The organism is Streptomyces sp. NPDC056479, assembly GCF_042795335.1.
Taxonomy (GTDB): domain Bacteria; phylum Actinomycetota; class Actinomycetes; order Streptomycetales; family Streptomycetaceae; genus Streptomyces.
The window spans coordinates 797,425-819,425 of record NZ_JBHTRZ010000002.1 but is presented as its reverse complement, the minus strand read 5'-3'; the positions used below and the strand labels follow the sequence as shown (position 1 = coordinate 819,425).

The 22,001-nt window shown below is 70.2% G+C and carries 22 protein-coding genes; 14 read left to right on the top strand and 8 right to left on the bottom strand.

The window, feature by feature from the left end:
• Positions 1 to 54: 54 nt before the first annotated feature.
• Complete coding sequence (locus ACFQ6S_RS09920; RefSeq protein ID WP_383405650.1) at positions 55 to 1,404, bottom strand: phosphoribosyltransferase family protein; 1,350 nt, start codon at positions 1,402 to 1,404, stop codon at positions 55 to 57.
• A gap of 179 nt (positions 1,405 to 1,583) precedes the next feature.
• On the opposite strand from ACFQ6S_RS09920, the gene ACFQ6S_RS09915 reads away from it, so the two are divergent.
• The 3 genes from ACFQ6S_RS09915 (at position 1,584) to pqqB (ending at position 3,854) form a co-directional block, all read left to right on the top strand.
• The gene (locus tag ACFQ6S_RS09915) at positions 1,584 to 2,333 is read left to right on the top strand and encodes a Type 1 glutamine amidotransferase-like domain-containing protein (protein ID WP_383405648.1); all 750 of its coding nucleotides are present in this window, start codon (positions 1,584 to 1,586) and stop codon (positions 2,331 to 2,333) included.
• Between the two features lie 101 nt (positions 2,334 to 2,434).
• Complete coding sequence (locus ACFQ6S_RS09910) at positions 2,435 to 2,836, top strand: SseB family protein (protein ID WP_383405646.1); 402 nt, start codon at positions 2,435 to 2,437, stop codon at positions 2,834 to 2,836.
• 166 nt (positions 2,837 to 3,002) lie between these two features.
• Positions 3,003 to 3,854, top strand: coding sequence for a pyrroloquinoline quinone biosynthesis protein PqqB (gene pqqB, locus ACFQ6S_RS09905; RefSeq protein WP_383405644.1), 852 nt, complete (start codon positions 3,003 to 3,005; stop codon positions 3,852 to 3,854).
• 30 nt (positions 3,855 to 3,884) lie between these two features.
• On the opposite strand, the gene ACFQ6S_RS09900 is transcribed toward pqqB, so the two are convergent.
• The 6 genes from ACFQ6S_RS09900 to ACFQ6S_RS09875 all read right to left on the bottom strand — a co-directional run bounded on the left by ACFQ6S_RS09900 (position 3,885) and on the right by ACFQ6S_RS09875 (position 9,112).
• The gene (locus ACFQ6S_RS09900; protein WP_383405642.1) at positions 3,885 to 4,274 is read right to left on the bottom strand and encodes a MarR family winged helix-turn-helix transcriptional regulator; all 390 of its coding nucleotides are present in this window, start codon (positions 4,272 to 4,274) and stop codon (positions 3,885 to 3,887) included.
• Positions 4,275 to 4,367: 93 nt separating this feature from the next.
• Entirely contained in the window at positions 4,368 to 4,718 is a 351-nt protein-coding gene (locus ACFQ6S_RS09895) for a VOC family protein (protein ID WP_383405640.1), read from the bottom strand.
• A 164-nt stretch (positions 4,719 to 4,882) separates the two neighbouring features.
• Positions 4,883 to 5,914 (bottom strand): LacI family DNA-binding transcriptional regulator, encoded by a 1,032-nt coding sequence (locus ACFQ6S_RS09890; RefSeq protein ID WP_383405638.1) that lies wholly within the window; start codon positions 5,912 to 5,914, stop codon positions 4,883 to 4,885.
• The gene (locus ACFQ6S_RS09885; RefSeq protein ID WP_383405636.1) at positions 5,911 to 6,819 is read right to left on the bottom strand and encodes a carbohydrate ABC transporter permease; all 909 of its coding nucleotides are present in this window, start codon (positions 6,817 to 6,819) and stop codon (positions 5,911 to 5,913) included. Before ACFQ6S_RS09885 ends, ACFQ6S_RS09890 begins: the two co-directional genes overlap by 4 nt.
• On the bottom strand, positions 6,816 to 7,790 hold the full coding sequence (locus ACFQ6S_RS09880) for a carbohydrate ABC transporter permease (protein WP_383405634.1): 975 nt from the start codon (positions 7,788 to 7,790) through the stop codon (positions 6,816 to 6,818). Before ACFQ6S_RS09880 ends, ACFQ6S_RS09885 begins: the two co-directional genes overlap by 4 nt.
• Positions 7,787 to 9,112, bottom strand: coding sequence for an ABC transporter substrate-binding protein (locus ACFQ6S_RS09875; RefSeq protein WP_383405632.1), 1,326 nt, complete (start codon positions 9,110 to 9,112; stop codon positions 7,787 to 7,789). Before ACFQ6S_RS09875 ends, ACFQ6S_RS09880 begins: the two co-directional genes overlap by 4 nt.
• A gap of 182 nt (positions 9,113 to 9,294) precedes the next feature.
• On the opposite strand from ACFQ6S_RS09875, the gene ACFQ6S_RS09870 reads away from it, so the two are divergent.
• Together ACFQ6S_RS09870 and ACFQ6S_RS09865 are read left to right on the top strand one after the other, a co-directional pair.
• Complete coding sequence (locus ACFQ6S_RS09870; RefSeq protein WP_383405630.1) at positions 9,295 to 11,316, top strand: beta-galactosidase; 2,022 nt, start codon at positions 9,295 to 9,297, stop codon at positions 11,314 to 11,316.
• A 123-nt stretch (positions 11,317 to 11,439) separates the two neighbouring features.
• Positions 11,440 to 13,008, top strand: coding sequence for an arabinogalactan endo-beta-1,4-galactanase (locus tag ACFQ6S_RS09865; RefSeq protein WP_383405628.1), 1,569 nt, complete (start codon positions 11,440 to 11,442; stop codon positions 13,006 to 13,008).
• Positions 13,009 to 13,081: 73 nt separating this feature from the next.
• Here the strand turns inward: ACFQ6S_RS09865 and ACFQ6S_RS09860 are convergent, their stop codons facing one another.
• Positions 13,082 to 13,564: an SRPBCC family protein gene (locus ACFQ6S_RS09860; RefSeq protein WP_383405626.1), complete on the bottom strand. Its 483-nt coding sequence runs from the start codon at positions 13,562 to 13,564 to the stop codon at positions 13,082 to 13,084.
• A gap of 258 nt (positions 13,565 to 13,822) precedes the next feature.
• On the opposite strand from ACFQ6S_RS09860, the gene crcB (ACFQ6S_RS09855) reads away from it, so the two are divergent.
• The 9 genes from crcB (ACFQ6S_RS09855) (at position 13,823) to ACFQ6S_RS09815 (ending at position 21,824) form a co-directional block, all read left to right on the top strand.
• The gene (gene crcB, locus ACFQ6S_RS09855; protein WP_383405624.1) at positions 13,823 to 14,284 is read left to right on the top strand and encodes a fluoride efflux transporter CrcB; all 462 of its coding nucleotides are present in this window, start codon (positions 13,823 to 13,825) and stop codon (positions 14,282 to 14,284) included.
• Positions 14,281 to 14,661, top strand: a complete 381-nt coding sequence (locus tag ACFQ6S_RS09850; protein WP_383405622.1) for a DUF190 domain-containing protein — start codon at positions 14,281 to 14,283, stop codon at positions 14,659 to 14,661. Before crcB (ACFQ6S_RS09855) ends, ACFQ6S_RS09850 begins: the two co-directional genes overlap by 4 nt.
• On the top strand, positions 14,658 to 15,032 hold the full coding sequence (crcB, locus tag ACFQ6S_RS09845; RefSeq protein WP_383405620.1) for a fluoride efflux transporter CrcB: 375 nt from the start codon (positions 14,658 to 14,660) through the stop codon (positions 15,030 to 15,032). Before ACFQ6S_RS09850 ends, crcB (ACFQ6S_RS09845) begins: the two co-directional genes overlap by 4 nt.
• 94 nt (positions 15,033 to 15,126) lie before the next feature.
• Complete coding sequence (locus ACFQ6S_RS09840) at positions 15,127 to 15,966, top strand: undecaprenyl-diphosphate phosphatase (protein ID WP_383405618.1); 840 nt, start codon at positions 15,127 to 15,129, stop codon at positions 15,964 to 15,966.
• 155 nt (positions 15,967 to 16,121) lie between these two features.
• Positions 16,122 to 16,799, top strand: coding sequence for a FadR/GntR family transcriptional regulator (locus tag ACFQ6S_RS09835; protein WP_272117025.1), 678 nt, complete (start codon positions 16,122 to 16,124; stop codon positions 16,797 to 16,799).
• The gene (locus ACFQ6S_RS09830) at positions 16,796 to 18,235 is read left to right on the top strand and encodes an amino acid permease (RefSeq protein WP_383405616.1); all 1,440 of its coding nucleotides are present in this window, start codon (positions 16,796 to 16,798) and stop codon (positions 18,233 to 18,235) included. The genes ACFQ6S_RS09835 and ACFQ6S_RS09830 overlap by 4 nt, the downstream gene beginning before the upstream one ends.
• Positions 18,236 to 18,287: 52 nt before the next feature.
• Complete coding sequence (locus ACFQ6S_RS09825; protein WP_383405614.1) at positions 18,288 to 19,304, top strand: asparaginase; 1,017 nt, start codon at positions 18,288 to 18,290, stop codon at positions 19,302 to 19,304.
• A 117-nt stretch (positions 19,305 to 19,421) separates the two neighbouring features.
• Positions 19,422 to 20,831, top strand: a complete 1,410-nt coding sequence (gene aspA, locus ACFQ6S_RS09820; RefSeq protein WP_383405612.1) for an aspartate ammonia-lyase — start codon at positions 19,422 to 19,424, stop codon at positions 20,829 to 20,831.
• A gap of 51 nt (positions 20,832 to 20,882) precedes the next feature.
• Positions 20,883 to 21,824 (top strand): glutaminase, encoded by a 942-nt coding sequence (locus ACFQ6S_RS09815; RefSeq protein ID WP_383405610.1) that lies wholly within the window; start codon positions 20,883 to 20,885, stop codon positions 21,822 to 21,824.
• The last annotated feature ends 177 nt before the right edge of the window (positions 21,825 to 22,001 follow it).

Genomic DNA, 22,001 nt, shown 5'->3' with positions numbered 1-22,001 from the left:
CGGCGGAACCGAGGCCTCCGGGCCGCCCTGAGTAAGCAGCGCGGGTTCCGTACGTCACGCCGACCGGCGTGGTGGCGCAGGGGCGGTGGGGCGGTCGAGGTGGGCGGTGAACCAGTCGCGGGCCAGTTCGGCGACGGTGGTGAGGGTGCCGGGTTCCTCGAAGAGGTGGGTGGCGCCCGGGACGACGGCGATGCGGTGCTCGCAGTGCATCCGGTCGGCGGCGAGGCGGTTGAGGCTGAGGACCTGAGTGTCCCGGCTGCCGACGATGAGCAGGGTCGGCGCCCGTACATGGGTCAGCGCCGCCGGGGTGGCCAGGTCGGGGCGGCCGCCGCGGGAGACGACCGAGCGGACGCCGGAGCCGGACAGCGCGGCGGCCTCCAGTGCGGCGGCGGCGCCGGTACTGGCCCCGAAATAGGCGACGGGCAGCCCGGTTTCCTTGCGCAGCCATACGGATGAGGCGTGCAGCCGCCGGGCGAGCAGGAGGATGTCGAAGACGTTGTGCCGGTCGTGCGCCTCGTCGTCGGTGAGAAGGTCTAGCAGCAGGGTGGCCAGGCCCGCGCGGTTGAGGGCGGTGGCGACGTACCGGTTGCGCGGGCTGTGCCGGCCGCTTCCGCTGCCGTGCGCGAAGGCCACGGCCGCCGGTGCGCCGTCCGGCACGACGAGGTGGGCGCCCAGCCGTGCCCCGGCGGCGGGGATCAGCACCTCGCGGTCCGGAGACGACGGGAATTCCCCGTGCCCGAGCGGAGTCGAGGGCGCGGAGCGGGGCGTTCGGCGGGCGGCCTCCGCGAGCAGGGACGTGACCTCGGCGTCCGAGACCTGGGTGAAGTCCCGGTACCAGGCACCCACCGAGCCGAAGATCCGGTGCGTCTGCGGGCAGACGACGTCGTCGGCCACCTGCCGCAGCCGGGCGACGCTGTGGGACGGCGCGACGGGCACGGCGAGCACGACACGGGCCGCCGCCTGACCTCGTACGACTCGACAGGCGACCTCGGCCGTGGCCCCGGTGGCGAGCCCGTCGTCCACCACGACGGCCGTGCGCCCGGCGATCGGCAGCGCGGCCCGCCCCTGCCGGTAGTCCCGCACGCGCCGTTCCAGTTCGGTTCGCTCGGCTTCCTCGACGTGCGCCTGCTCGGCGGAATCCAGCCCGGCCTCGCTGATCACGTCCCGGTTCAGGACACGGACGCCATGCTCGCCGATGGCCCCGAAGCCCCACTCCGGCTGCCGGGGCACGCCCAGCTTGCGCACCACCAGCACATCCAGCGGGGCGCCGAGATGCCGGGCCACCTCGGCCGCCACGGGCAATCCACCGCGCGGCAGGCCCAGCACCACCACATCCCGACCGCGCAGCTCCTCCAGCCCTCCGGCCAGCAGCCGCCCGGCCGCCCTGCGGTCGTCGTAACGCATACACCGCCTCCCGCGCCCATCAGGGCGGGAGCCTGTTCCGTCCTTCTCAGGCTACGACTGTTCGCCCGCCACCGATGCCGGCGGAGACCACGGGGCAAGTCGATTGCACTCGCAGCACCGGACCCGGCATCGTTCCCACACACTTGCCCGCCCAGTCCCCCCGCCGAGGAGACGCACCGGTGTCCGACCTTCCCCCGCGCAGCTTGGCCCTCCTCGGCGGCGGCTTCTCCACCGAGGAGGACGGTCTGCTGGACGACTGGCTCCTGCGCCAGGCGCGCACATCCCGGCCCAGGGTCTGCTTCCTGCCGACGGCGAGCGGAGACGCCCCCGCGTACGTCGAGAAATTCCTGTCCGCCTTCGGCGCGCGCCCCTCCTGCGCGCCCTCCGTTCTGCCGCTGTTCCAGCGCACCCTCGACGACGAGGCGCTGCGCGCCTTCCTGCTCGCCCAGGACGTCGTCTATGTGGGCGGCGGCAACACCGCGAACCTGCTCGCCGTGTGGCGCGTCCACGGTGTGGACCGGCTCCTGCGTGAGGCCTGCGACCGCGGCACGCTGCTGTGCGGCATCAGTGCCGGAGCCAACTGCTGGGCAGAGGCCTCGCACACCGACTCGTTCGGGCCGCTGACGTCCCTGCCGGACGGCTTGGGACTGCTGCCGGGCTCGGTCTGCCCGCAATACGACGGCGAACCGGGACGCCGCCCCTCGTTCCGGTCGGCGGTGGCAAGCGGGGAGCTGCCCGCCGGGTGGGCCCTGGACGACGGAACCGGGGCCCTCTTCGTGGGCGGTCGTCTGAGGGAGACGGTGACGCGGGTTCCGGGTGCGCGGGTGTACCGGGTGGAGCCCGACGGCACGGGCTCCGGTGTTCACGAGCGTGCCCTGCCCTGTCGGGGCCTCTCCGATCAACCGACCGCTCCCGAAGGATTCCGCTGAGTCGGCCGCCCCGCCCGATCCCCTGGACAGCCATAGGAATGCTCCCGTCCGGATCGGGTACGCGAGCAGCGCTGTAGACCGTCGCTACCAGGGGATCTGCCATGGAAACACCCGCGAACGACAACACCGCCACACCGGCACGGCAGGCGCTGGACGCGCTGGCCGACAACACGGAGGACAGGGCGGCGCTGGACACGCTCGCGAGCAGCGACGTCCTCGTCCCGGTGCCCGACGACGTGGGCGAGGCGGACGCGACCGACCCCGGCGCCGTTGCGCTGCCCGTCATCGAGCGGCCGGGCGGCGAGCCGGTCGTCCCGGTCTTCACCTCTGAGCCCGCGATGGCGGAGCTGCTGCCCTACATCTCCCGCTACCGCCTGGTCCCGCTGGGCGCACTCGCCTCTCAGTGGCCGTCCGAGGATCTGGCGCTGACCATAGACGCCGGGTCCGCGCATCCGCTGACCCTGACCTCGGAGGGCGTACGCACCCTGCTCGCCCGCCCGTGACCTCACGGGGTGCGGGGCCGGTCGGCTGAGTCCCGCCCCCTTACCCCGACCAGTTCCGGCCGCGCCCCGAAGGTCGGCCGGAACTGCCCCCTGCCTCGGGGTGGTTCGGCCGTATGGAGAGGGAAGATCCCACCGAGGGGCCGACGTGAAAGGGTGGGGGGTCGTCTTGAGGGTCGTCCTGCTCGGCACCGCCGCCGGAGGCGGCTTTCCGCGCTGGAACTGCGCCTGCGTCCGGTGCGACGCTGCCCGCGACGGGAAGCTTGCCGCCCGCGGCCCGGAATGCGCGGCCGTCACCGGCAACTCCCGCGACTGGTGGCTGCTGAACACCTCGCCGGACATCCGCGCCCAGCTCACCGCCGCCTCCGCCCTGTGGCCGGGTGCCCGGCACATCCCGGTGCGGGGCGTGCTGCTGACCGACGCCGAGGCCGATCATGTGGCCGGGCTGGCGGTGCTGCGCGATGCCGCGGGGCTGAAGACGTACGCCGCCCCACCGGTGCTCGCCGCTCTGGGCCCGGCGCGGGCGGCGCTCGGCCGGCACGCCCCGTGGGAGTGGGCGGACAGCCTCACCGAGGGCGGATTCGTGCTGGCCGGCGGCCTGGTCGTCACGGCGCATCCGGTCGTGGGCAAGGCACCGGCGTACGTACCGACCAGGACCTCGGATCACCGCTGGGTGACGGTGTACCGCATCGAGGACCTGGCCACCGGCCGTGTCCTCGTGTACGCGCCCCGCGTCAGCACCTGGTCCCCGCTGCTGGACGACCTGGTCGCGACGGCCGACTGCGTCGTGCTGGACGGCACGCACTTCACGCCCGACGAGGCACCGCAGACCGGGTGCCATCTGCCCGTCTCGGGCCCCGTCGGCAGCCTCACCGCACTGGCCCGGCACCCGCACGCCCGCCGGATCTACACCCACCTCGCCGACACGAATCCGCTGCTCGACCCGGGCTCGGCGGCCCGTGCACAGGTGGCGGAGGCGGGCATCGAAGTCCTTCCGGACGCCACCGAGTTCGCGCTCTGACCGCTCGGTGAGCGTCGCTCGCCGGTCGCGTCAGCCGCTCAGCGTCCGGGCCAGCGCGTCGCGCTGCAACGGCAGGACCTCGGCGTGCAGGTCACGGCCCTTGCGGGTCAGGGTGACGTACACGCCACGACGGTCCTCCGCGCAGACGGAACGCTCCACCAGGCCGTCCTTCTCCAGGCGGCCGATCAGCCGGGACAGCGCGCTCTGGCTGAGATGGACGCGTCCCACGAGGTTCTGCACCCGGCACAGCTCGCCCTCCTCGGGCGCCGCTGCCGCGAGAATGTCGAGCACCTCGAAGTCGCTCGCGCCCAGACCGTGCGGGTGCAGTACGCGGTCGATCTCGCACATCGTGCGGGCGTGCACCGACAGGATGTCCCGCCACCGTTCCTCGAGCCCCGCGTCGGCCGTTTTCGCTGCCATACCGGCACGGTAACACCGATTCGGCCATTTGTTGTCCGCGCAACTAGTGCGCGTGCAAGTGTGCGAGCGGAGTGCGGCCGACGGTCGATGCGGTCAGCCGGTCGGGTCCTGGAGCAGCCCGACGAGGTTGCCGTCGGCGTCCTTCACCGAGGCGATCAGCCGGCCGCCGCCGACGTCGTGGACGTCCTGGAGCGACTCGGCGCCCGCCTTCAGCAGGGCCGCGTGGGCCGCCCTGATGTCGGCCACATGCCAGTAGGGGACCGGACCGGTCATGCCCTTCGCGTGTCCGTTGGGGTCGAGACCGACGTCCTGACCGGCGTCCTTGTAGCCGACGTAGTACGGCTCGTCCGCATACGGCTCCGTGGCCAGCAAGGCGCTGAACAGGGCCTTCGCCCGGTCGAGGTCCTTGACGGGGTAGATGATCGTGTTGACTCCGGCGGTCATGACGTCCTCCTCGGTGAAGCGTGGCCGACGGGTTTTCGTCGGTGGTTTCACGCTAGGACGGGGGGCGTGGTGGGTGGCTTCTCGATTCCTGACCGGCTCGCGGATTCCTGCCCGACCTCTGTCGCGAGCCGCTCATTCCACTTCTCCACCACCCGGCCACGCCGCTACGTCGAGTCCCGCCTCACCAGCTCCGTCGGCAGGATCACCGCCGCCGGGTCCTCGCCCCCGATCTGCGCGAGCAGCAGCCGTACCATCTCCGCGCTGATGCGGTCGTACGGCTGCCGGATCGTCGTGAGGGCGGGGGTGGCCTCCGTCGCCGCGGCGGAGTCGTCGAAGCCGCCCACGGACACGTCCTCGGGCACCCGGCGCCCCGCCCGGTGGAGCGCCGTCAGGGCGCCCTGTGCCATCAGGTCGGAGGCCACGAACAGGGCGTCCAGATCGGGTGCCTGCGCCAGCAGCCGCCCGGCGGCCGCCTCGCCGCTGGCCCGGCTGTAGTCGCCGGAGACGATGAGCCGATCGTCGATCTCGACACCCGCTTCGGCGAGTACCTCCTTGTAGCCGGCGAGGCGATCGACACCGCCCGGGGTGTCCAGCGGGCCGCTGACCACGCCGATCCGGCGGCGGCCCACGGACAGCAGGTGGCGCACCATGTCCCGGGCGCCGTCCCGGTCGTCGGCGGCGACGTAACTCACCTTGGAGCCGAGCCCCATCGGCTTGCCGCACTGGACGAGGGGCACACCCGCCTCGCGCAGCTCCTCCGCGACCCGGTCACCGGAGTGGCTGGACACCAGCAGCACCCCGTCGACGTGCCCGGCCGTGATGTACCGCGTGATGCGCCGCCGTTCGTCCTTCGTACCCGCCAGCATCAGCAGCAGCGGGATGTCGTGCGCGGCGAGCGCCTGGGTGCAGCCGCTCAGCAGGACATTGAAGTTGGGGTCCTCGAAGAACCTCTCCTGCGGTTCGGTCAGCAGGAATCCGATCGAGTCCGAACGGCCCGTGATCAGTGAGCGGGCATGCCGGTTGACCACGTAACCCGTCTTGCGGATCGCCGCGTTGACCGCCTCCTGGGCGGTGGGGCTGACGTAGTGCCCGCCGTTGAGCACGCGCGAGACGGTGCCCCGTGAGACTCCGGCCTCGCGCGCCACGTCGTGGATCGTCGGCGGTCTGCGTCGGCCCCCCGTGTTGCTCATGGTCATGACTTTACGGCCCCGGAGAGCAGATCCAGGCTCCAGAAGCGCTGGATGACCAGGAAGAGCGCCACCAGCGGAAACACGGCGAGAAACGCGCCGGTGATCACCAGCGTGTACAGCGCCGGGGTGTTGGCCCCCTGCTCGAGGAGTGTGTACAGACCGAGCGTGATCGGGAACTTCTCGTCGTCGCTGAGCATGATGTACGGGAGCAGGAAGTTGTTCCAGATCGCTACGAACTGGAACAGGAACACCGTCACCATGCCGGGCACCATCATCGGCAGCGCGACCCGAGTGAAGATCCGCCACTCGCTCGCCCCGTCCATCCGCCCGGCCTCGACCACGTCGGCCGGCACGGCGGCGGACGCGTAGACGCGCGAGAGGTAGACGCCGTACGGCGAGAGGATCTGCGGCAGCAGCACGGACAGGTACGAGTCCGTCAGGTCGGCCTTCGCCAGCAGCAGGTACTGCGGGATGGCGAGGATCACCGGCGGCATCAGCACACCCGCCAGCAGCACGTTGAAGATCGCCTCGCGGCCCGGGAAGCGGTAGATGGCCAGCGCATAGCCGCTGCACGCCGAGACGACCGTCGACAGCAGGGCGCCGAGACCGGCGTACAGGGCGGAGTTGCCCATCCACTGCCAGTAGACGCCGTCGCGGTAGGCGCTCAGGTCGGAGAAGTTGTCGGCGAAGCCCGTGCCCGGCAGGAAGGTGAACGTGGAGAACAGCTCACTGCCGGACTTCGTCGCCGCGATCACCACCCAGGCCACCGGCAGCAGGCAGTAGACGGCGCCTAGCAGCAGCGTGACGGTCGGGATCAGCGAGATCCGGCGGCGCAGCGGCGGGCGGCTCCGAGCGGTGCCGGGTGTGACCCCCGCGGCCGTGTCGGCCGTGCCGACGGCAAGGGAGCTCATCGTGCTGCCTCCTGCTTGTTACGACGGTTCGCGGCCCGCAGGAAGCCGAAGGACAGCAGCAGCGTGACCAGGGCGATGATCGTCGCCTGCGCGGCCGCCGCGTAGATGTCGCCCTTGCCGAAGGCGTCCTGGTACACCTTCATCAGCGGACTCCAGGTCGTGGCCACGGAGTTGGTGAGCGGCTTCAGGGTGGTCGGCTCGTTGAAGACCTGGAGCGTGGCGATGATCGAGAAGAAGAAGGTCAGCACCAGCGAGGGCGCCACCATCGGGATCTTGATCCTGAGCGCGATCTGCAGCGGCGTGGCGCCGTCCAGCTTCGCCGCCTCGTACACCTCGGCCGGGATGGCCTGCAGCGAGGTGTAGATGACGATCATGTTGAAGCCGGTGCCGCCCCACACCGCGATGTTCGACAGGGCGAGATAGAGCGGGCCGCCGTCGAGGAGGTCCGGCTGCGGCAGGCCCAGCTTCTCCAGCACGTAGTAGAAGGGGCTGACGTCCGGCAGATACAGAAAGCCCCACAGCAGCGCGGCCACGACGCCCGGGATGGCGTACGGCAGGAAGATCGCGAGCCGGGTGAAGGGCGCGAGCCGCACCTTCTCGGAGTCCAGCATCAGCGCGAACAGCAGGGCTAGGCCGAGCATCACCGGGACGACGATGCAGCCGTAGCCGAGCACACGCAGCGCGCCGTTCAGCAGCTCGCTGTCGGTGAGAGTGTCGGTGTAGTTCTCCAGACCGGCCCAGACCTCCTCGCGGGCGCCGGCACCGAGGCCGAGCCCGGAGACCTGCACCTTGCGGAAGCTGAGCCAGACCGCGTAGCCGATGGGGAGCGCGAAGAACAGGGCGAAGAGGATCGTCGCGGGGATGAGGAAAAAATAGGGGGCGCTTCGCGCTCGTTTGAGGGTGGTGGTGGGAGACGGGTGGGCGTACGGGGCCCCCTTCACCCCGTACGCCCTCCGGCTTGTGCTGGTCACTCGGAGACCTCGAAGCCTTGCTTCTTCAGGTCGGCGACCGTGTCGTCCTGCATCGAGTTCAGGGCGGCGACGAAGTCCGACCTGTCCTTGGCGGCCTTGCCGAACGCGTCCTTGAACGTCGTGTAGGCGACATTCACGTTCGGGCCCCAGGCGGACGGCGCCGTGGTCTCGGCGATCTCGGCGGCCTTGGTGTAGAAGTCGGCCTGGTGGGAGAAGTAGTCCGGCGGTGTGGTGAACGCGCCGCTGAGCTGGGCCGACGTGGAGGCCGGGTAGATGCCGCTCTCCTTGGCCAGCGCGTTGAGGGCGTCGCCGTCGGTGTTCAGCCAGGCGGCGAACTTCGCGGCGGCCGCCTTGTGCTGGGAGTCGGTGCTGACGGCGGTGGAGGAGCCGCCCCAACTGCCGGTGACGTTCTCCGACTGCGACCACTGGGGGAGCGGGGCCATGGCCCACTTGCCCTTGGTGTCGGGCGCGGCGGTGGTCAGCGTGCCCGGCGCCCACACGGCGCTCACCCAGGCGATCTGCTTGCCGGTGTTGAGCGCCTTGTTCCAGGCCGGCGTGTACATCGGCTGGTTGTCGATGGCGCCCTCCTTGACGAGGTCGCCCCAGAACTTGGCGACCTTCTGGGAGGCGGTGTCGTCGATGCCGACCTGCCACTTGTCGCCGGAGGTCGTCCACCACTTGGCGCCGGCCTGCTGGGCGAGGCCCGCGAAGAGGCCCGAGTCATTGGCGGAGAAGGTGGTGAGGTCCGTGTCCGGGGCCTTCTTCTTCAGCGCGCGGGCCGTCTCGGCGAACTGTTCCCAGGTGGTCGGGACGGTCAGGCCGTACTTCTCGAACAGGTCCTCGCGGTAGTAGAACATCATCGGCCCGATGTCCTGCGGGACCGCGTACACCGCGTCGGTGCCCAGCGTGGTCTGCTGCCACACGCCGTCGGCGAACTTGCCCTTCGCGTCGCGGACTTCGCCGGCTATGTCCGCGACCGCGTCGTTGCTGACCAGCGTCGGCAGCGCCTGGTACTCGGCCTGCACCAGGTCGGGGGCCTTGCCGGCCTTGTGCGCGGTGAGGATCTTGGTGACCAGCGTGTCGCCGGACGCCTGCTTCTTGACCGTGACCGTGATCTGGTCCTTCTTGCCCGGACCCTTGTTCCACAGGTCGACGACCTTGTCCATGCCGGGCGTCCAGGTCCAGTACGTCAGCGAGACGGGACCGGAGTCGGCCTTGCTGTCCTCGGAGCCGCAAGCGGTGAGGGCGGTCGCGCCGAGGGCGACGGCGACACATGTGGCTGCACCTCTGGACAAGAGTCGTCGGCGCTGTGAGATGGGCATGGATCTCTCCCCTGACCTGGGCCCTCGCCTGTTGCCAGGGCCTGCCATGCTTCTGTGAGCGTTCACAGTAGAGAAACATCCCGGACACTTGTCAATGGTTGTTGCTGTGCGGTTATGTTGGGCTCGCATCGCCGATCGAGTGTGTGCACGTTCCCAAATGATCGATTAATCGGGAGAGATCCATGCCGGAGACCAACCCCAGGGGCCTCACCGGGCTCGCCTTCGGTGGGGACTACAACCCCGAGCAGTGGCCGGAAAGCGTGTGGCAGGAGGACGTCCGGCTGATGCGGGAGGCCGGCGTCACGATGGTGAGTGTCGGGATCTTCTCCTGGGCCCTGCTGGAGCCCGCTCCCGGTGTGTACGACTTCGGCTGGCTGGACCGTGTGTTCGACCTGCTGCATGAGCACGGCATCCGCGTCGACCTGGGCACCCCGACCGTCTGCCCGCCGGTGTGGTTCTACCGCGCCCACCCCGAGGCGCTGCCCGTGACGGCGGAGGGCGTGCGCCACGAGTTCGGCTCACGCGCCGCCGTCTGCCACAGCAACGCCGACTACCGCGCGGCCGCCACCACCATCACCACCAAGCTCGCCGAACGCTACGGCGATCACCCGGCGCTGGCGATGTGGCACGTGCACAACGAGTACGGCGTCCCCGTCTCGGCCTGCTACTGCGACTCCTGCGCCGCGCACTTCTGCCGCTGGCTGGAGTCGACGTACGAGACGGTCGACGCGGTCAACGAGGCCTGGGGCACCGCCTTCTGGGGCCAGCGCTACACCGACCTCGGGCAGATCAACCCGCCGCGCCGCACACCGACGGCCGTGAACCCGGCCCAGGCGCTGGACTACAGGCGGTTCGCCGACGCCACCATGCGCGAGAACTTCCGTATGGAGCGGGACATCCTGCACCGCCTCTCACCCGGCGTCCCGGTCACCACCAACTTCATGACGGCGCTCAGCCAGTGCGACTCCGTCGACTACTGGGCCTGGGGCCGCGAGGTCGACATCGTCACCAACGACCACTACCTGATCACCGACGGCCGCCGTACCCACGTCAACCTCGCCATGGCCGCGGACCTCACGCGCTCGGTGGCCGGGGGAGCGCCCTGGATCCTCCTGGAGCACTCCACCTCGGGCGTCAACTGGCAGCCCCGCAACCCGGCCAAGGCCCCCGGTCAGATGGCGCGCAACTCCCTCGCCCATGTGGCGCGCGGTTCCGAGGGCGCCATGTTCTTCCAGTGGCGGCAGTCCCGGCGCGGCGCCGAGAAGTTCCACTCGGCGATGGTCCCGCACGGCGGCACCGACACCCGCGTATGGCGCGAGGTCGTCGAACTCGGCGCCTCCCTCGACTCGTTGAGCACCCTGCGCGGCACCCGCACCCGGGCCGACGTGGCCATGCTGTGGGACTGGCACTCCTGGTGGGCGCAGAACCTCGACTGGCGCCCCAGCGAGGACCACGACGCCCGCGAGCGCGCCGACGCGTTCTACGAGGTGCTCTACGACCGCCACCTCACGGTCGACTTCGCCCACCCGGAAGCCGACTTGTCGAGGTATCCCCTTGTCGTCGTACCGGCTCTGTATCTGATGACCGAGACGGCCGGGCACAACCTCAAGGAGTACGTCGAGAGAGGCGGCACCCTCGTCGTGTCGTACTTCTCCGGCATCGTCGACGAGCACGACGCCGTGCACGAGGGCGCCTGTCCCGGGCCACTGCGGGACGTCCTGGGCCTGACGATCGAGGAGTTCTCCCCACTGCTCCGGGAGCAGTCGGTGCGCATCACCGGCCCCGACGGCTCCGAGCTCAGCGCAGACGTGTGGTCGGAGTTCGTCGTCCCGCGCGGGGCGGAGACCGTCTGGACGTACGCCGACGGCCTGACCGCCGGCCGGCCGGCCGTCACCCGGCACCGCCTCGGCGAGGGCACCGCCTGGTACGTCTCCACCCGCCTGGGCGCCGAGGGCCTCGACGCGCTGCTCGGCTGGGCGATCGAGGACGCGCAGGTCGCACCGCGTGTCGACCTTCCCCATGACGTAGAGGTCGTGCGTCGCGCCGGCGAGTCGGGCAGCTATCTGTTCGCCGTCAACCACACCGCGTCGGACGCCAAGGTGCCGCTGGAGGCGCCGGGCACCGAACTGCTGACCGGAGAACGCGCCGCGGGCCGTCTCGAGGTCCCCGCGGGAGCCGTCCGGGTCGTACGACTCGACGGCTGAGCCGACTCCCCTCCGCCCGCGCGTGCCGCGAGCCGCGGGCGGAGGGGCTCCTCACCGCCGTGGTTCCCCACCGCGGCGGCGAGGGACCCCCATCCCCATACGTCGAAGGGACGACGGACGAAGATGTTCCATCCCAGACGCACCCTCCAGGTCCTGCTGATACCGCTCGCCGCCGGACTCGCCCTGACCGCCCTGCCCGCGCAGACCGCCTCGGCGGCGAGCACGCTCACCAACGGCGGCTTCGAGTCGGACGGCACCGGCACCGCCACCCCGGCCGGCTGGTCCACCTACTCGGCGGCCGGGCAGAACTCCGCCTCCTTCACCGAAGCCGGTGGCCACAGCGGGAGTTACCGACTGACCCACTGGTCGTCGTCGGCCTACAAGGTGGAGACCTACCAGTACCTGTCGGGCCTGACCAACGGGAACTACAAGCTCACCGCCTGGGTCCGCTCCGGCGGCGGCCAGAACTCGGCGTACATCGCGCTGAAGAACTGCGGCGGCGCCGAACAGCGCACCGACCTCCCGGTCTCGGCGAGCGGCTGGATCCGGATCGTCGTGCCGGTCAGCGTGACCGGCAACCAGTGCACGGTCAGCATCAACAGCGACGCGAACGCGGGCAACTGGCTCAACGTCGACGACCTGACCTTCGCCTCCGGCACGGGCGGCACCTCGATCCACGGCGCCGACATCTCCTCCCTCGCCAAGAGCGAGGCCAAGGGCGGCCTCTACCGGACGAGTTCGGGTGCCACCGGCGACGCGGTCACCATCCTGAAGAACACCGGCATGAACTACGCCCGCCTGAAGGTCTGGGTCAACCCGGCCGACGGCTACAACAACAAGACACGCGTCCTCGCCCTGGCCAAGCGCGTCAAGGCGGCCGGCATGAAGCTGCTGGTCGACTTCCACTACTCGGACACCTGGGCCGACCCCGGCGCCCAGTCCAAGCCGGCCGCGTGGTCCGGGCACTCCTACAGCCGGCTCAGGACCGACGTCTACGACCACACCTACGACGTCCTCAACGCGCTCAAGGCACAGGGCACCACCGCCGACATGGTCCAGGTGGGCAACGAGATCAACGGCGGCATGCTGTGGTCCGAGGGCTCCACGGACAACTGGGCGCAGCTCGCCGGCCTGCTCAACTCCGGCTACGACGCGGTGAAGGCGGTCAGTTCGTCCACCACGGTCGCACTGCACCTGGCCAAGGGCGGCGACCTGTCCGGCACCCGCTGGTGGTTCGACAACGCGGTCGCGAGCGGCGTGAAGTTCGACGCGATCGGCCTGTCGTACTACGGCTACTGGCACGGCACACTCCACGACTTCCAGACGACGCTGGACGACGCGGCCTCCCGCTACGGCAAGCCGGTCTTCGTCGCCGAGACGGCCTACCCGTTCCGGCTGGACAGCGAGGACTCGCACGAGAACATCATCGACACCCCCGCTGAACTGGTCTCCGGCTACCCCGCCACAGTGGCCGGGCAGACCAGGTGGATGAACGACGTGGCGAGCATCGTGGAGGCCGTCCCGAACGGCCGTGGCCTCGGCGTCTTCTACTGGGAGGCGACCTGGACCGCCGTCGCGGGCAGTGGCTGGGACCCGGCCGACGCCTCCTCTGGCAACGGCTGGGAGAACCAGGCCCTGTTCGGCTACGACGACAAGGCGCTCCCGTCGACGGCGTGGTTCAGCCACCGGTGAGTCGGACTAGTCGGTGAGACGAGGCCCGGCCGCGCCGTTGCGGCCGGGCCCCGCGCGTCAACGGCCGTGCGTCCTAAGGGCGTTGGCCGCCCACACCGCTCTCCGGTACCGGATCGAGCTCGCGATGCTCGCGCACCGCGATCCGGGCCAGCTTCGTCAGCATCATGCCGTTGCGGATCGCGACGACGTAGTCGACGGGCAGGCCGTGCATCCGGGTGCCGGGGCCCCGGAGAGGGTGCCAGTCGATGACGAACAGGGTGTGCTCGCCCCACGGGATCAGCTTCATGGCGATGCGGGCCGCGCCGAAGGGATCCGCCCTCGCCTCCAGTTCCAGTCGCCGCCGCGGTTCGCAGATGCGGACGACGACGGTGTCGTCCAGGGTCAGCCGGCCGGCACCGACCCGCACGCGCAGCCTCGCGCCCACCTCCGGCCAGTCCGGGTCCACGGCGAGCACCTGCTGCGTTCCCGTGACCCACTCGCCGTAGCGACGGCCGTCGGACAGCAGGCTCCAGACCTCGGACGGCGAGCTCAGGATCAGACGGCGGTTGCGGGCCACGCCGACCACGCTCCTTCTCCTCGGCAGCTCAGCGGGCCCTTCGACAGTAGCCGCGCCGTGCAGGCGGAGCATCCGCAGCGAAGCGTTCGGGACGATGGGCCGACAGGACCGTTAACCTGTTGACCAGCCGCGATCACCCTCGCGGCGCGGCGGTGGGGCCCGCCGTACCCGAACCGCGGCAGTGCTGCCGCCAACGGTCCCTACTTGCACCCGCGAGGCCCGCACACCCGGGCCCAGGCGAGTAGGAGACGTACGACCATGACAGCTCCTGACACCGAGAGCCTCCGCGCCCCCGCCGGCACCTCGCGGCCGTCGGCCTGGCGGGCACAGGCGCCGATCATCGCGGTGGTCGCGGCCGGCGGAGCGATCGGTGCCATGGCCCGGTACGCGCTCACCCTGTGGTGGCCGGTCCGGCCGGGGGGCTTCCCGTGGGCGACCTTCTGGACCAATGTCGTCGGCTGCGCCGTGATCGGCGTGTTCATGGTGGTGATCACCGAAGTATTGGCCGCCCACCGCCTCGTCCGCCCCTTCTTCGGCACCGGAGTGCTCGGCGGCTTCACCACCTTCTCCACCTACGCCGTGGACATCCAGAGACTGGTGGACGACGGCCACCCCCGCATGGCGATGGCCTACCTCGCCGCCACCCTCATCGCGGCACTCACGGCGGTCTGGCTCGCGGCAGCGGCCACCCGCCGCGTCCTGAAGCGGAGGCAGTCATGACCGGACCGACCGGCAAGGCGCTGCGTCTGACCGTCCTCGTCGGCGAGCACGACACCTGGCACCACAAACCCCTCTACGCGGAGATCGTGCACCGCGCCCACGCGGCCGGCCTCGCGGGCGCCAGCGTCTTCCGCGGCATCGAGGGCTTCGGCGCCTCCTCGCTGATCCACACCTCACGGCTGCTGTCGCTGAGCGAGGACCTGCCGGTCGCGGTCGTGGTCGTCGACAGCGAGGAGCGCGTACGGGCCTTCCTGCCGCAGCTCGACGAAATCGTCACCGAAGGCCTCGTCACCCTCGACGACTGCGAGGTCGTCCGGTTCCCCAGCCGGCCCGGCATTCCGGGCACATCGGACGCGAAGGGTAAGAAGTCGCCGTGAACTGGCTCCTGGTGATCGCGGGCGCCGTCGTCGGCGCGCCCCTGCGCTACCTCACCGACCGTGCGGTGCAGTCCCGGCACGACTCGGTGTTCCCCTGGGGCACCTTCGCCGTCAACATCTCCGGCTCTCTGATCCTCGGCCTGCTCACCGGCGCGGTGGCGGCCGGCGCCGCGAGCTCCCACCTCCAGCTGCTGCTCGGCACCGGCCTGTGCGGCGCCCTGACCACGTACTCGACCTTCTCGTACGAGACCCTGCGGCTGACCGAGACGGGAGCCGGGCTCTACGCCTTCGGCAATGTCGTGGGGAGCGTGACCGTGGGCCTCGGTGCCGCGTTCCTCGGCGTGGCGGTCGCCCAGACGGTGTGGTCGTAGGCCACCATCGCGGCGTCGTGGGCCACGGAACCACACCCGCACCTGGTAGGACAGTGCGCACCACCCGTCCCGCCGACCCCCGGAACTGGATCCCATGAGCGCCATCAGCGTCGGTCAGGCCTTCGTCCTCGGAGCCGTCGAGGGGGTGACCGAGTTCCTGCCCGTCTCCTCGACCGGCCATCTGAAGATCACCGAAGGGCTGATGGGTATCCCGGTCGACGACGACGCCGTCGTCGGGTTCTCCGCCGTCATCCAGGTCGGCGCCATCGCCGCCGTCCTCGTGTACTTCTTCAAGGACATCGTGCGGATCGTCTCCGCGTGGCTGCGCGGGCTGCGGGACAAGGAGGAGCGATACCACCACGACTACAAGTTCGCCTGGTGGGTCATCTTCGCGACGATCCCGATCGTCGCCGTGGGCCTGGCCGCCAAGCCACTCATCCAGGGACCGCTCGCCTCCCTGTGGGTCGTCGCGGGCTCGCTGATCGTGGGCAGCGGTGTGATGTGGGCGGCGGACCGGATGGGACGGCACAAGCGAGGGGAGGACGACACCTCCTTCAAGGACGCGATGCTCGTCGGCAGCTCCCAGATCCTCGCCCTGCTCTTCCCGGGCTTCTCCCGCTCCGGCGCCACCATGTCCACGGCGCTCATGCTCGACCTGGACCGCCTCGCCGCCACCCGCCTGTCCTTCTTCCTCGGCATCCCGGCCCTGACCGGTGCCGGCATCTACGAGCTGAAGGACGCCCTCGGCGCGACGGGCACGGGCGTGCTGCCGCTGGCCGTCGGCACCGCCGTCTCCTTCGTCGTCGCCTACGCCTCCATCGCCTGGCTGCTCAGGTTCGTCGCCAAGCACTCCTTCAACGCCTTCGTGATCTACCGGATCGTCGTCGGCCTGCTGCTGTTCGGGCTGCTGGGCGCAGGTGTGATCAACAGCTGACCCGAGCCAGGCGTGATGGCGGCCTGCCGGCGTCACGCCCGGTGAATCTCTCCCTTTGCATCCCTTGACACCACCCACAGCTCACCCGGAGTATCTGTCCCGTGAACCTGTCAGACAGCCGGACAGCCGGACAGCCGCCGCGACGCATCAGCGCCATGGAAGCGGTGCTGGCGCATCTGCGCGACGCCATCGAGCGCGGCGAATACGCCGTCGGCGACAAGCTGCCCTCCGAGGCGGAGCTCTGCCGGACCCTGGAGATCAGCAGGCCCGTCCTGCGCGAGGCCCTGAGGGCCCTGCAGACCATGGGCCTGACCGTCTCCAAGACCGGCAAGGGCACCTTCGTCGTCGCCAACGCCGTCGAGGACCCCACCTTCGGCGACTACTCGGCGAGCGACCTGCTGGAGGTGCGCCGGCACGTCGAGATCCCGGTCGCCGGGTACGCGGCGCTGCGCCGCACCCCGGAGAACCTCGACCACCTCGCTCACCTGCTGGACCGCATGGAGCGGGAGACGGACACCACCGCGTGGGTCGCGATGGACACCCTCTTCCACCTGGCCGTGGCCGAGGCCGCCCAGAACCCGGTCTTCCGCCGGGTCATCGAGGAGATCCGCGACGCACTGGCGCGTCAGTCGGCCTTCCTCAACGAGCTGGGCGGCCGCCGCGAACAGTCCAACCGGGAGCACCGGGCGATCGTCGAGGCGCTGATCGACGGTTCCGAACTCGACGCGACCGACGCCATGGCCCACCACCTGGATCGCGTCGAGACCACCCTCACCGACATCGTGCGCCCCCCGCGCACGGACAGCACCACGGAAGGCGGACCCGAGGCGTGAGTGAGCAGTCCCTGCACGAGGGCGTGCAGAAACGTTCCAGCCATGTCGACGCCGGAGACGCCGGCTACAGCAAGTCGCTGAAGTCGCGGCACGTCAACATGATCGCCATCGGCGGTGCGATCGGCACCGGCCTGTTCCTCGGTGCCGGCGGCCGACTCGCCGACGCCGGCCCGTCCCTGTTCATCGCCTACGCGGTCTGCGGCGCCTTCGCCTTCCTCGTCGTACGCGCCCTCGGCGAACTCGTCCTCTACCGCCCGTCCTCCGGCGCCTTCGTGTCGTACGCCCGGGAGTTCATGGGAGAGAAGGGCGCGTACACCGCGGGCTGGATGTACTTCCTGAACTGGGCGACCACCGGCATCGCCGACATCACCGCGGTGGCGACGTACACGCACTACTGGGGCATGTTCTCCGACATCCCGCAGTGGGTGATCGCGCTGATAGCCCTCGCGGTCGTCCTCACCGTCAACCTGATCTCCGTGAAGATCTTCGGCGAGCTGGAGTTCTGGTTCGCGATCATCAAGGTCGGCGCGCTCGTCGTCTTCATGTGCATCGGCATCTTCCTGCTGGTCACCCAGCAGCCGGTGGACGGCCACACCCCCGGCCCGTCCCTGATCACCGACAACGGCGGCCTCTTCCCCAGCGGCCTGCTGCCCATGCTGCTGATCGTCCAGGGCGTCGTCTTCGCCTACGCCTCCGTCGAGCTGGTCGGCGTCGCCGCCGGTGAGACCGAGAACCCCGAGAAGATCATGCCGAAGGCGATCAACTCGATCATGTGGCGCGTCGGCCTCTTCTACGTCGGCTCCGTCCTCCTGCTCTCGATGCTGCTGCCCTGGTCGTCGTACAAGGCGGGCGAGAGCCCGTTCGTCACCGTGCTGTCCAACATCGGCATCCCGGCGGCCGGCGGCGTCATGAACCTGGTCGTGATGACCGCGGCCATGTCCTCGCTCAACTCCGGCCTGTACTCCACCGGCCGCATCCTGCGCTCCATGGCCATGTCCGGCTCCGCCCCGAAGTTCACCTCGGTGATGAGCCGCAGCCAGGTCCCGTACGGCGGCATCCTGCTGACCAGCGGTATCTGTGTCCTCGGCGTCGGACTCAACTTCGTCGTCCCGGCCGATGCCTTCGAGATCGTGCTGAACTTCGCCGCGATCGGCATCCTCGCCACCTGGGGCATGATCATGATCTGTCACCTGCTCTTCTGGCAGAAGACCCAGAAGGGCGAGCTCGACCGGCCCGGCTACCGACTGCCGGGCTCCCCCTGGACCGAACTCGTGACGCTGGCGTTCCTCGCCTCCGTCCTGGTCCTCATGTACGCCGACGGAGGCGCCGGCCGCACCACCGTGCTGTGCCTGCCGCTGATCGTCGCAGCGCTGGTCGCGGGCTGGTACGCCATCCGCAGCCGGGCCGGGCGCACCACCAGCAAGGCCGACGCGTGAGACCCGTGTCGGTCGACGACGCCTCATCGACCCACGACAACCAGGCAGTGTGATGTACAGCAGTTTCATAGCGGACGCACCCCTTGTCCGCGAACCTCTCCACGCACCCGTCGCCCACCTCATACGCGGCGGAATGATCGAAGGCATGCACTACGGCTCGGTCGTCGTCCTCGGCGCCGACGGCGAGGTGCAGTTCCAGCTCGGTGACATCGAGGCCGCCTTCTACCCGCGCTCCGCCCTCAAGCCCGTCCAGGCCGTGGCCATGGCGCGGGCCGGGCTCCCGCTCGACGGCGAGCTGCTCTCGCTCACCGCGGCGAGCCACTCCGGCGAGGAACGCCACCTCGCCGGAACCCGGCGCATCCTCGAACTCGCCGGGCTCACCGAGGACCACCTGCGCAATGTCCCGGACATGCCGTACGACCCGGTCGTCCGGGACACCTGGGTCCGGGAGGGCCGTGCGCCCTCCCGGCTCGCCCAGAACTGCTCCGGCAAGCACGCGGCCATGCTCTATGCCTGCCGGCTCAATGGCTGGTCACTGGAGGACTACCTCGATCCTGGGCACCCCCTTCAGCAGGCGATCGCCGAGATCGTGGAGGACCTCACCGGGCAGCGGATCGCTGGCGCCACGGTCGACGGGTGTGGGGCGCCGTTGTTCTCCGTCTCGCTGCACGGGCTTGCTCGCGCCGCCGCCCGGATCACCACCGCGGTGGCGGGGACGCCCGAGGCGCGGGTCGCCGACGCGATGCGGGAGCACGCCGAGATGGCCTCCGGCTCGGGGCGGGATGTGGCCGCGCTGATGCGGGCCGTGCCGGGGCTGCTCGCCAAGGACGGCTTCGAGGGCGTGCAGGTCGCTGCGCTGCCGGATGGTCGGGCCATCGCCGTGAAGATCGCCGACGGGGCGAATCGGGCGCGGGTGCCGGTTGCTGCCGCGGCTCTTGCCTGGGCTGGGGTTGACCCGGACTTGCTTACCGAGTTTCAGGGTGAGGCGCTGCTTGGGGGCGGGCGGGAGGTCGGGTGTGTGCGGCCCGTTCGATCGCTGGAGCCGGTTGTTGTTTCCGCCTGCGCCTAAGGATCTGCCGGATCTCTGTTACGGCGGCTGCGGGTTGTCTGTGGCTTGTCGCGCAGTTCCCCGCGCCCCGTCAGGGGCGCTGTCCCTCACCTTCTCTGAAAGAAGAGCCGCTTCTCCATGAACGCCGTCATCCGCAGCGAGCACGATCTGCTTGGCGACCGTGATGTCCCCGCCGACGCCTACTGGGGTGTCCACACCCTGCGGGCCACCGAGAACTTCGCCATCACCGGCACGCCCATCTCGGCCTACCCGCACCTGATCGACGCCCTCGCCGCCGTCAAGGAGGCCGCCGCTCTCGCCAACGAGGAGCTCGGGCTGCTGGAGCCGAAGAAGGCGGCCGCGATCGTCGCCGCCTGCCGGGAGATCCGGGCCGGTGAGCTGCACGACCAGTTCGTCGTCGACGTCATCCAGGGCGGTGCCGGCACCTCGACCAACATGAACGCCAACGAGGTCGTCGCCAACCGGGCGTTGGAACTGCTCGGCCACGCGAAGGGCGAGTACCGGTACCTGCACCCCAACGAGGACGTCAACCTCGGTCAGTCGACCAACGACGTCTACCCGACCGCCGTCAAGGTCGCGACGGTGTTCGCGGTGCGTGGGCTGCTCAAGGCGATGGCCGTGCTGCAGGACGCCTTCGCCCGCAAGGCCGTCGAGTTCCGCGACGTGCTGAAGATGGGCCGTACGCAGCTGCAGGACGCGGTGCCGATGACCCTCGGCCAGGAGTTCTCCGCGTACGCCGTGATGATCGACGAGGACCGGTCCCGGCTCGCCGAGGCGGTCGAGCTGATCCACGAGATCAACCTGGGCGCCACCGCCATCGGCACCGGCCTCAACGCCCCCGCCGGATACGCCGAGTCCGCGCGCCGCCATCTCTCCGAGATCACCGGGCTGCCGCTGGTCACCGCCGCCAACCTGGTGGAGGCCACCCAGGACTGCGGTGCGTTCGTCCAGATGTCCGGTGTCCTGAAGCGCATCGCCGTCAAGCTCTCCAAGAGCTGCAACGACCTGCGCCTGCTGTCGTCCGGGCCGCGTGCGGGTCTCGGCGAGATCAACCTGCCGCCGGTGCAGGCGGGTTCGTCGATCATGCCCGGCAAGGTCAACCCGGTGATCCCCGAGGTCGTCAACCAGGTCGCCTTCGAGGTGATCGGCAACGACGTCGCCATCACCATGGCCGCCGAGGCCGGACAGCTCCAGCTCAACGCCTTCGAGCCGATCATCCTGCACTCCCTGTCCGAGAGCATCACGCACCTGCGCAACGCCTGTGTGACCCTCGCCGAGCGCTGCGTGGCCGGCATCACCGCCAACACCGAGGCGCTGCGCCGGAGCGTGGAGAACTCCATCGGCCTGGTCACCGCCCTGAACCCGCACATCGGGTACACGGCCGCGACCGACATCGCCAAGGAGGCCCTCGCCAGCGGCCGGGGCGTGGCCGAACTCGTCCTGGAGAAGGGCCTGTTGCCGGCCGAGACGCTCGCCGACCTGCTGCGCCCGGAGGTCGTCGCGGGCAACGGCCAGGCCCTCGTCTGACCGGTAGGGACACAAACCTCGGATGCGCGCCGGGACCGGCCGGGAGGCACAATGGTGATCATGGCAGCGTCGACGTCGTCACTGACCTTCCAGCCGATCCTGGAGCGCATCGCGGAGGAGATCGAGCGGACCCCCGGCCGCGGCCGGCCCGCCGACTACATCCCGGCGCTCGCGGCCTGCGACCCGCGTCGCTTCGGCATGGCCGTCGCGGAACTCGACGGCACGGTGTACGGCGTGGGGGACTGGCGCGAGCCGTTCTCCACGCAGTCCCTCACCAAGGTCTTCACCCTCGCCCTCGACCTGGCCCGCGAGGGCGACGAACTCTGGGAGCACGTGGGCCGCGAGCCCTCCGGCAACCCCTTCAACTCCCTCGTCCAGCTGGAGTACGAGAACGGCATCCCGCGCAACCCGTTCATCAACGCGGGCGCCCTGGTCGTCACCGACCGCCTCCAGACCCGTACCGGAGACGCGGCCGGTGAACTCCTCGCCTTTCTGCGTGCCGAGAGCGGCAACCCCGCCCTGGACTTCGACGAGGACGTCGCCGCCTCCGAGACGGCGAACGGCGACCGCAATGCCGCCCTCGGCCACTTCATGGCGTCGTACGGCAATATCGACAACCCCGTGCCCGCCCTGCTGGACCAGTACTTCCGCCAGTGCTCCGTCAAGGCCTCCTGCGCCGACCTCGCCCTGGCCACGTCCTTCCTCGCCCGCCACGGCGTCCGCGCCGACGGCACCCGCCTGCTCACCCGCAGCCAGGCCAAACAGATCAACGCGGTCATGTTGACGTGCGGTACGTACGACGCGGCGGGCGACTTCGCGTATCGGGTGGGTCTGCCCGGCAAGAGCGGCGTGGGTGGCGGAATCATCGCGGTGGTGCCGGGACGGTGCACGCTGTGTGTCTGGAGTCCGGGGCTGGACGAACGGGGCAATTCGGTGGCGGGGGTGGCGGCCCTGGACAGATTCACCACTCTGACGGGCCTGTCGGTGTTCTGAAGGGGGGCCGCTGAAGCGCCCCTTCAGGGGCGCGGGGCGTGATCGATTTGCGGCTACCGCCGGGTGGGCGCGACAAGCCACAACGCTCCCGCACCCTGCCACGAACCGCACCAGGCAGACGCGTTGCACCCTTCAACCAACGGCCACAATCGATCACCGGCCGGTCATACCCCGGCT

Bases quoted from the DNA above. Each gene is read 5' to 3' on its own strand.
- ACFQ6S_RS09870 (WP_383405630.1), top strand. From the start codon at position 9,295: ATGCCGGAGACCAACCCCAGGGGCCTCACCGGGCTCGCCTTCGGTGGG.
- ACFQ6S_RS09815 (WP_383405610.1), top strand. From the start codon at position 20,883: ATGGTGATCATGGCAGCGTCGACGTCGTCACTGACCTTCCAGCCGATC.
- aspA (WP_383405612.1), top strand. From the start codon at position 19,422: ATGAACGCCGTCATCCGCAGCGAGCACGATCTGCTTGGCGACCGTGAT.
- ACFQ6S_RS09850 (WP_383405622.1), top strand. From the start codon at position 14,281: ATGACCGGACCGACCGGCAAGGCGCTGCGTCTGACCGTCCTCGTCGGC.
- ACFQ6S_RS09885 (WP_383405636.1), bottom strand. From the start codon at position 6,819: ATGAGCTCCCTTGCCGTCGGCACGGCCGACACGGCCGCGGGGGTCACA.
- ACFQ6S_RS09875 (WP_383405632.1), bottom strand. From the start codon at position 9,112: ATGCCCATCTCACAGCGCCGACGACTCTTGTCCAGAGGTGCAGCCACA.
- ACFQ6S_RS09840 (WP_383405618.1), top strand. From the start codon at position 15,127: ATGAGCGCCATCAGCGTCGGTCAGGCCTTCGTCCTCGGAGCCGTCGAG.
- ACFQ6S_RS09890 (WP_383405638.1), bottom strand. From the start codon at position 5,914: ATGACCATGAGCAACACGGGGGGCCGACGCAGACCGCCGACGATCCAC.
- ACFQ6S_RS09895 (WP_383405640.1), bottom strand. From the start codon at position 4,718: ATGACCGCCGGAGTCAACACGATCATCTACCCCGTCAAGGACCTCGAC.
- ACFQ6S_RS09920 (WP_383405650.1), bottom strand. From the start codon at position 1,404: ATGCGTTACGACGACCGCAGGGCGGCCGGGCGGCTGCTGGCCGGAGGG.
- ACFQ6S_RS09900 (WP_383405642.1), bottom strand. From the start codon at position 4,274: ATGGCAGCGAAAACGGCCGACGCGGGGCTCGAGGAACGGTGGCGGGAC.
- ACFQ6S_RS09865 (WP_383405628.1), top strand. From the start codon at position 11,440: ATGTTCCATCCCAGACGCACCCTCCAGGTCCTGCTGATACCGCTCGCC.
- ACFQ6S_RS09835 (WP_272117025.1), top strand. From the start codon at position 16,122: ATGGAAGCGGTGCTGGCGCATCTGCGCGACGCCATCGAGCGCGGCGAA.
- ACFQ6S_RS09825 (WP_383405614.1), top strand. From the start codon at position 18,288: ATGTACAGCAGTTTCATAGCGGACGCACCCCTTGTCCGCGAACCTCTC.
- ACFQ6S_RS09910 (WP_383405646.1), top strand. From the start codon at position 2,435: ATGGAAACACCCGCGAACGACAACACCGCCACACCGGCACGGCAGGCG.
- crcB (WP_383405624.1), top strand. From the start codon at position 13,823: ATGACAGCTCCTGACACCGAGAGCCTCCGCGCCCCCGCCGGCACCTCG.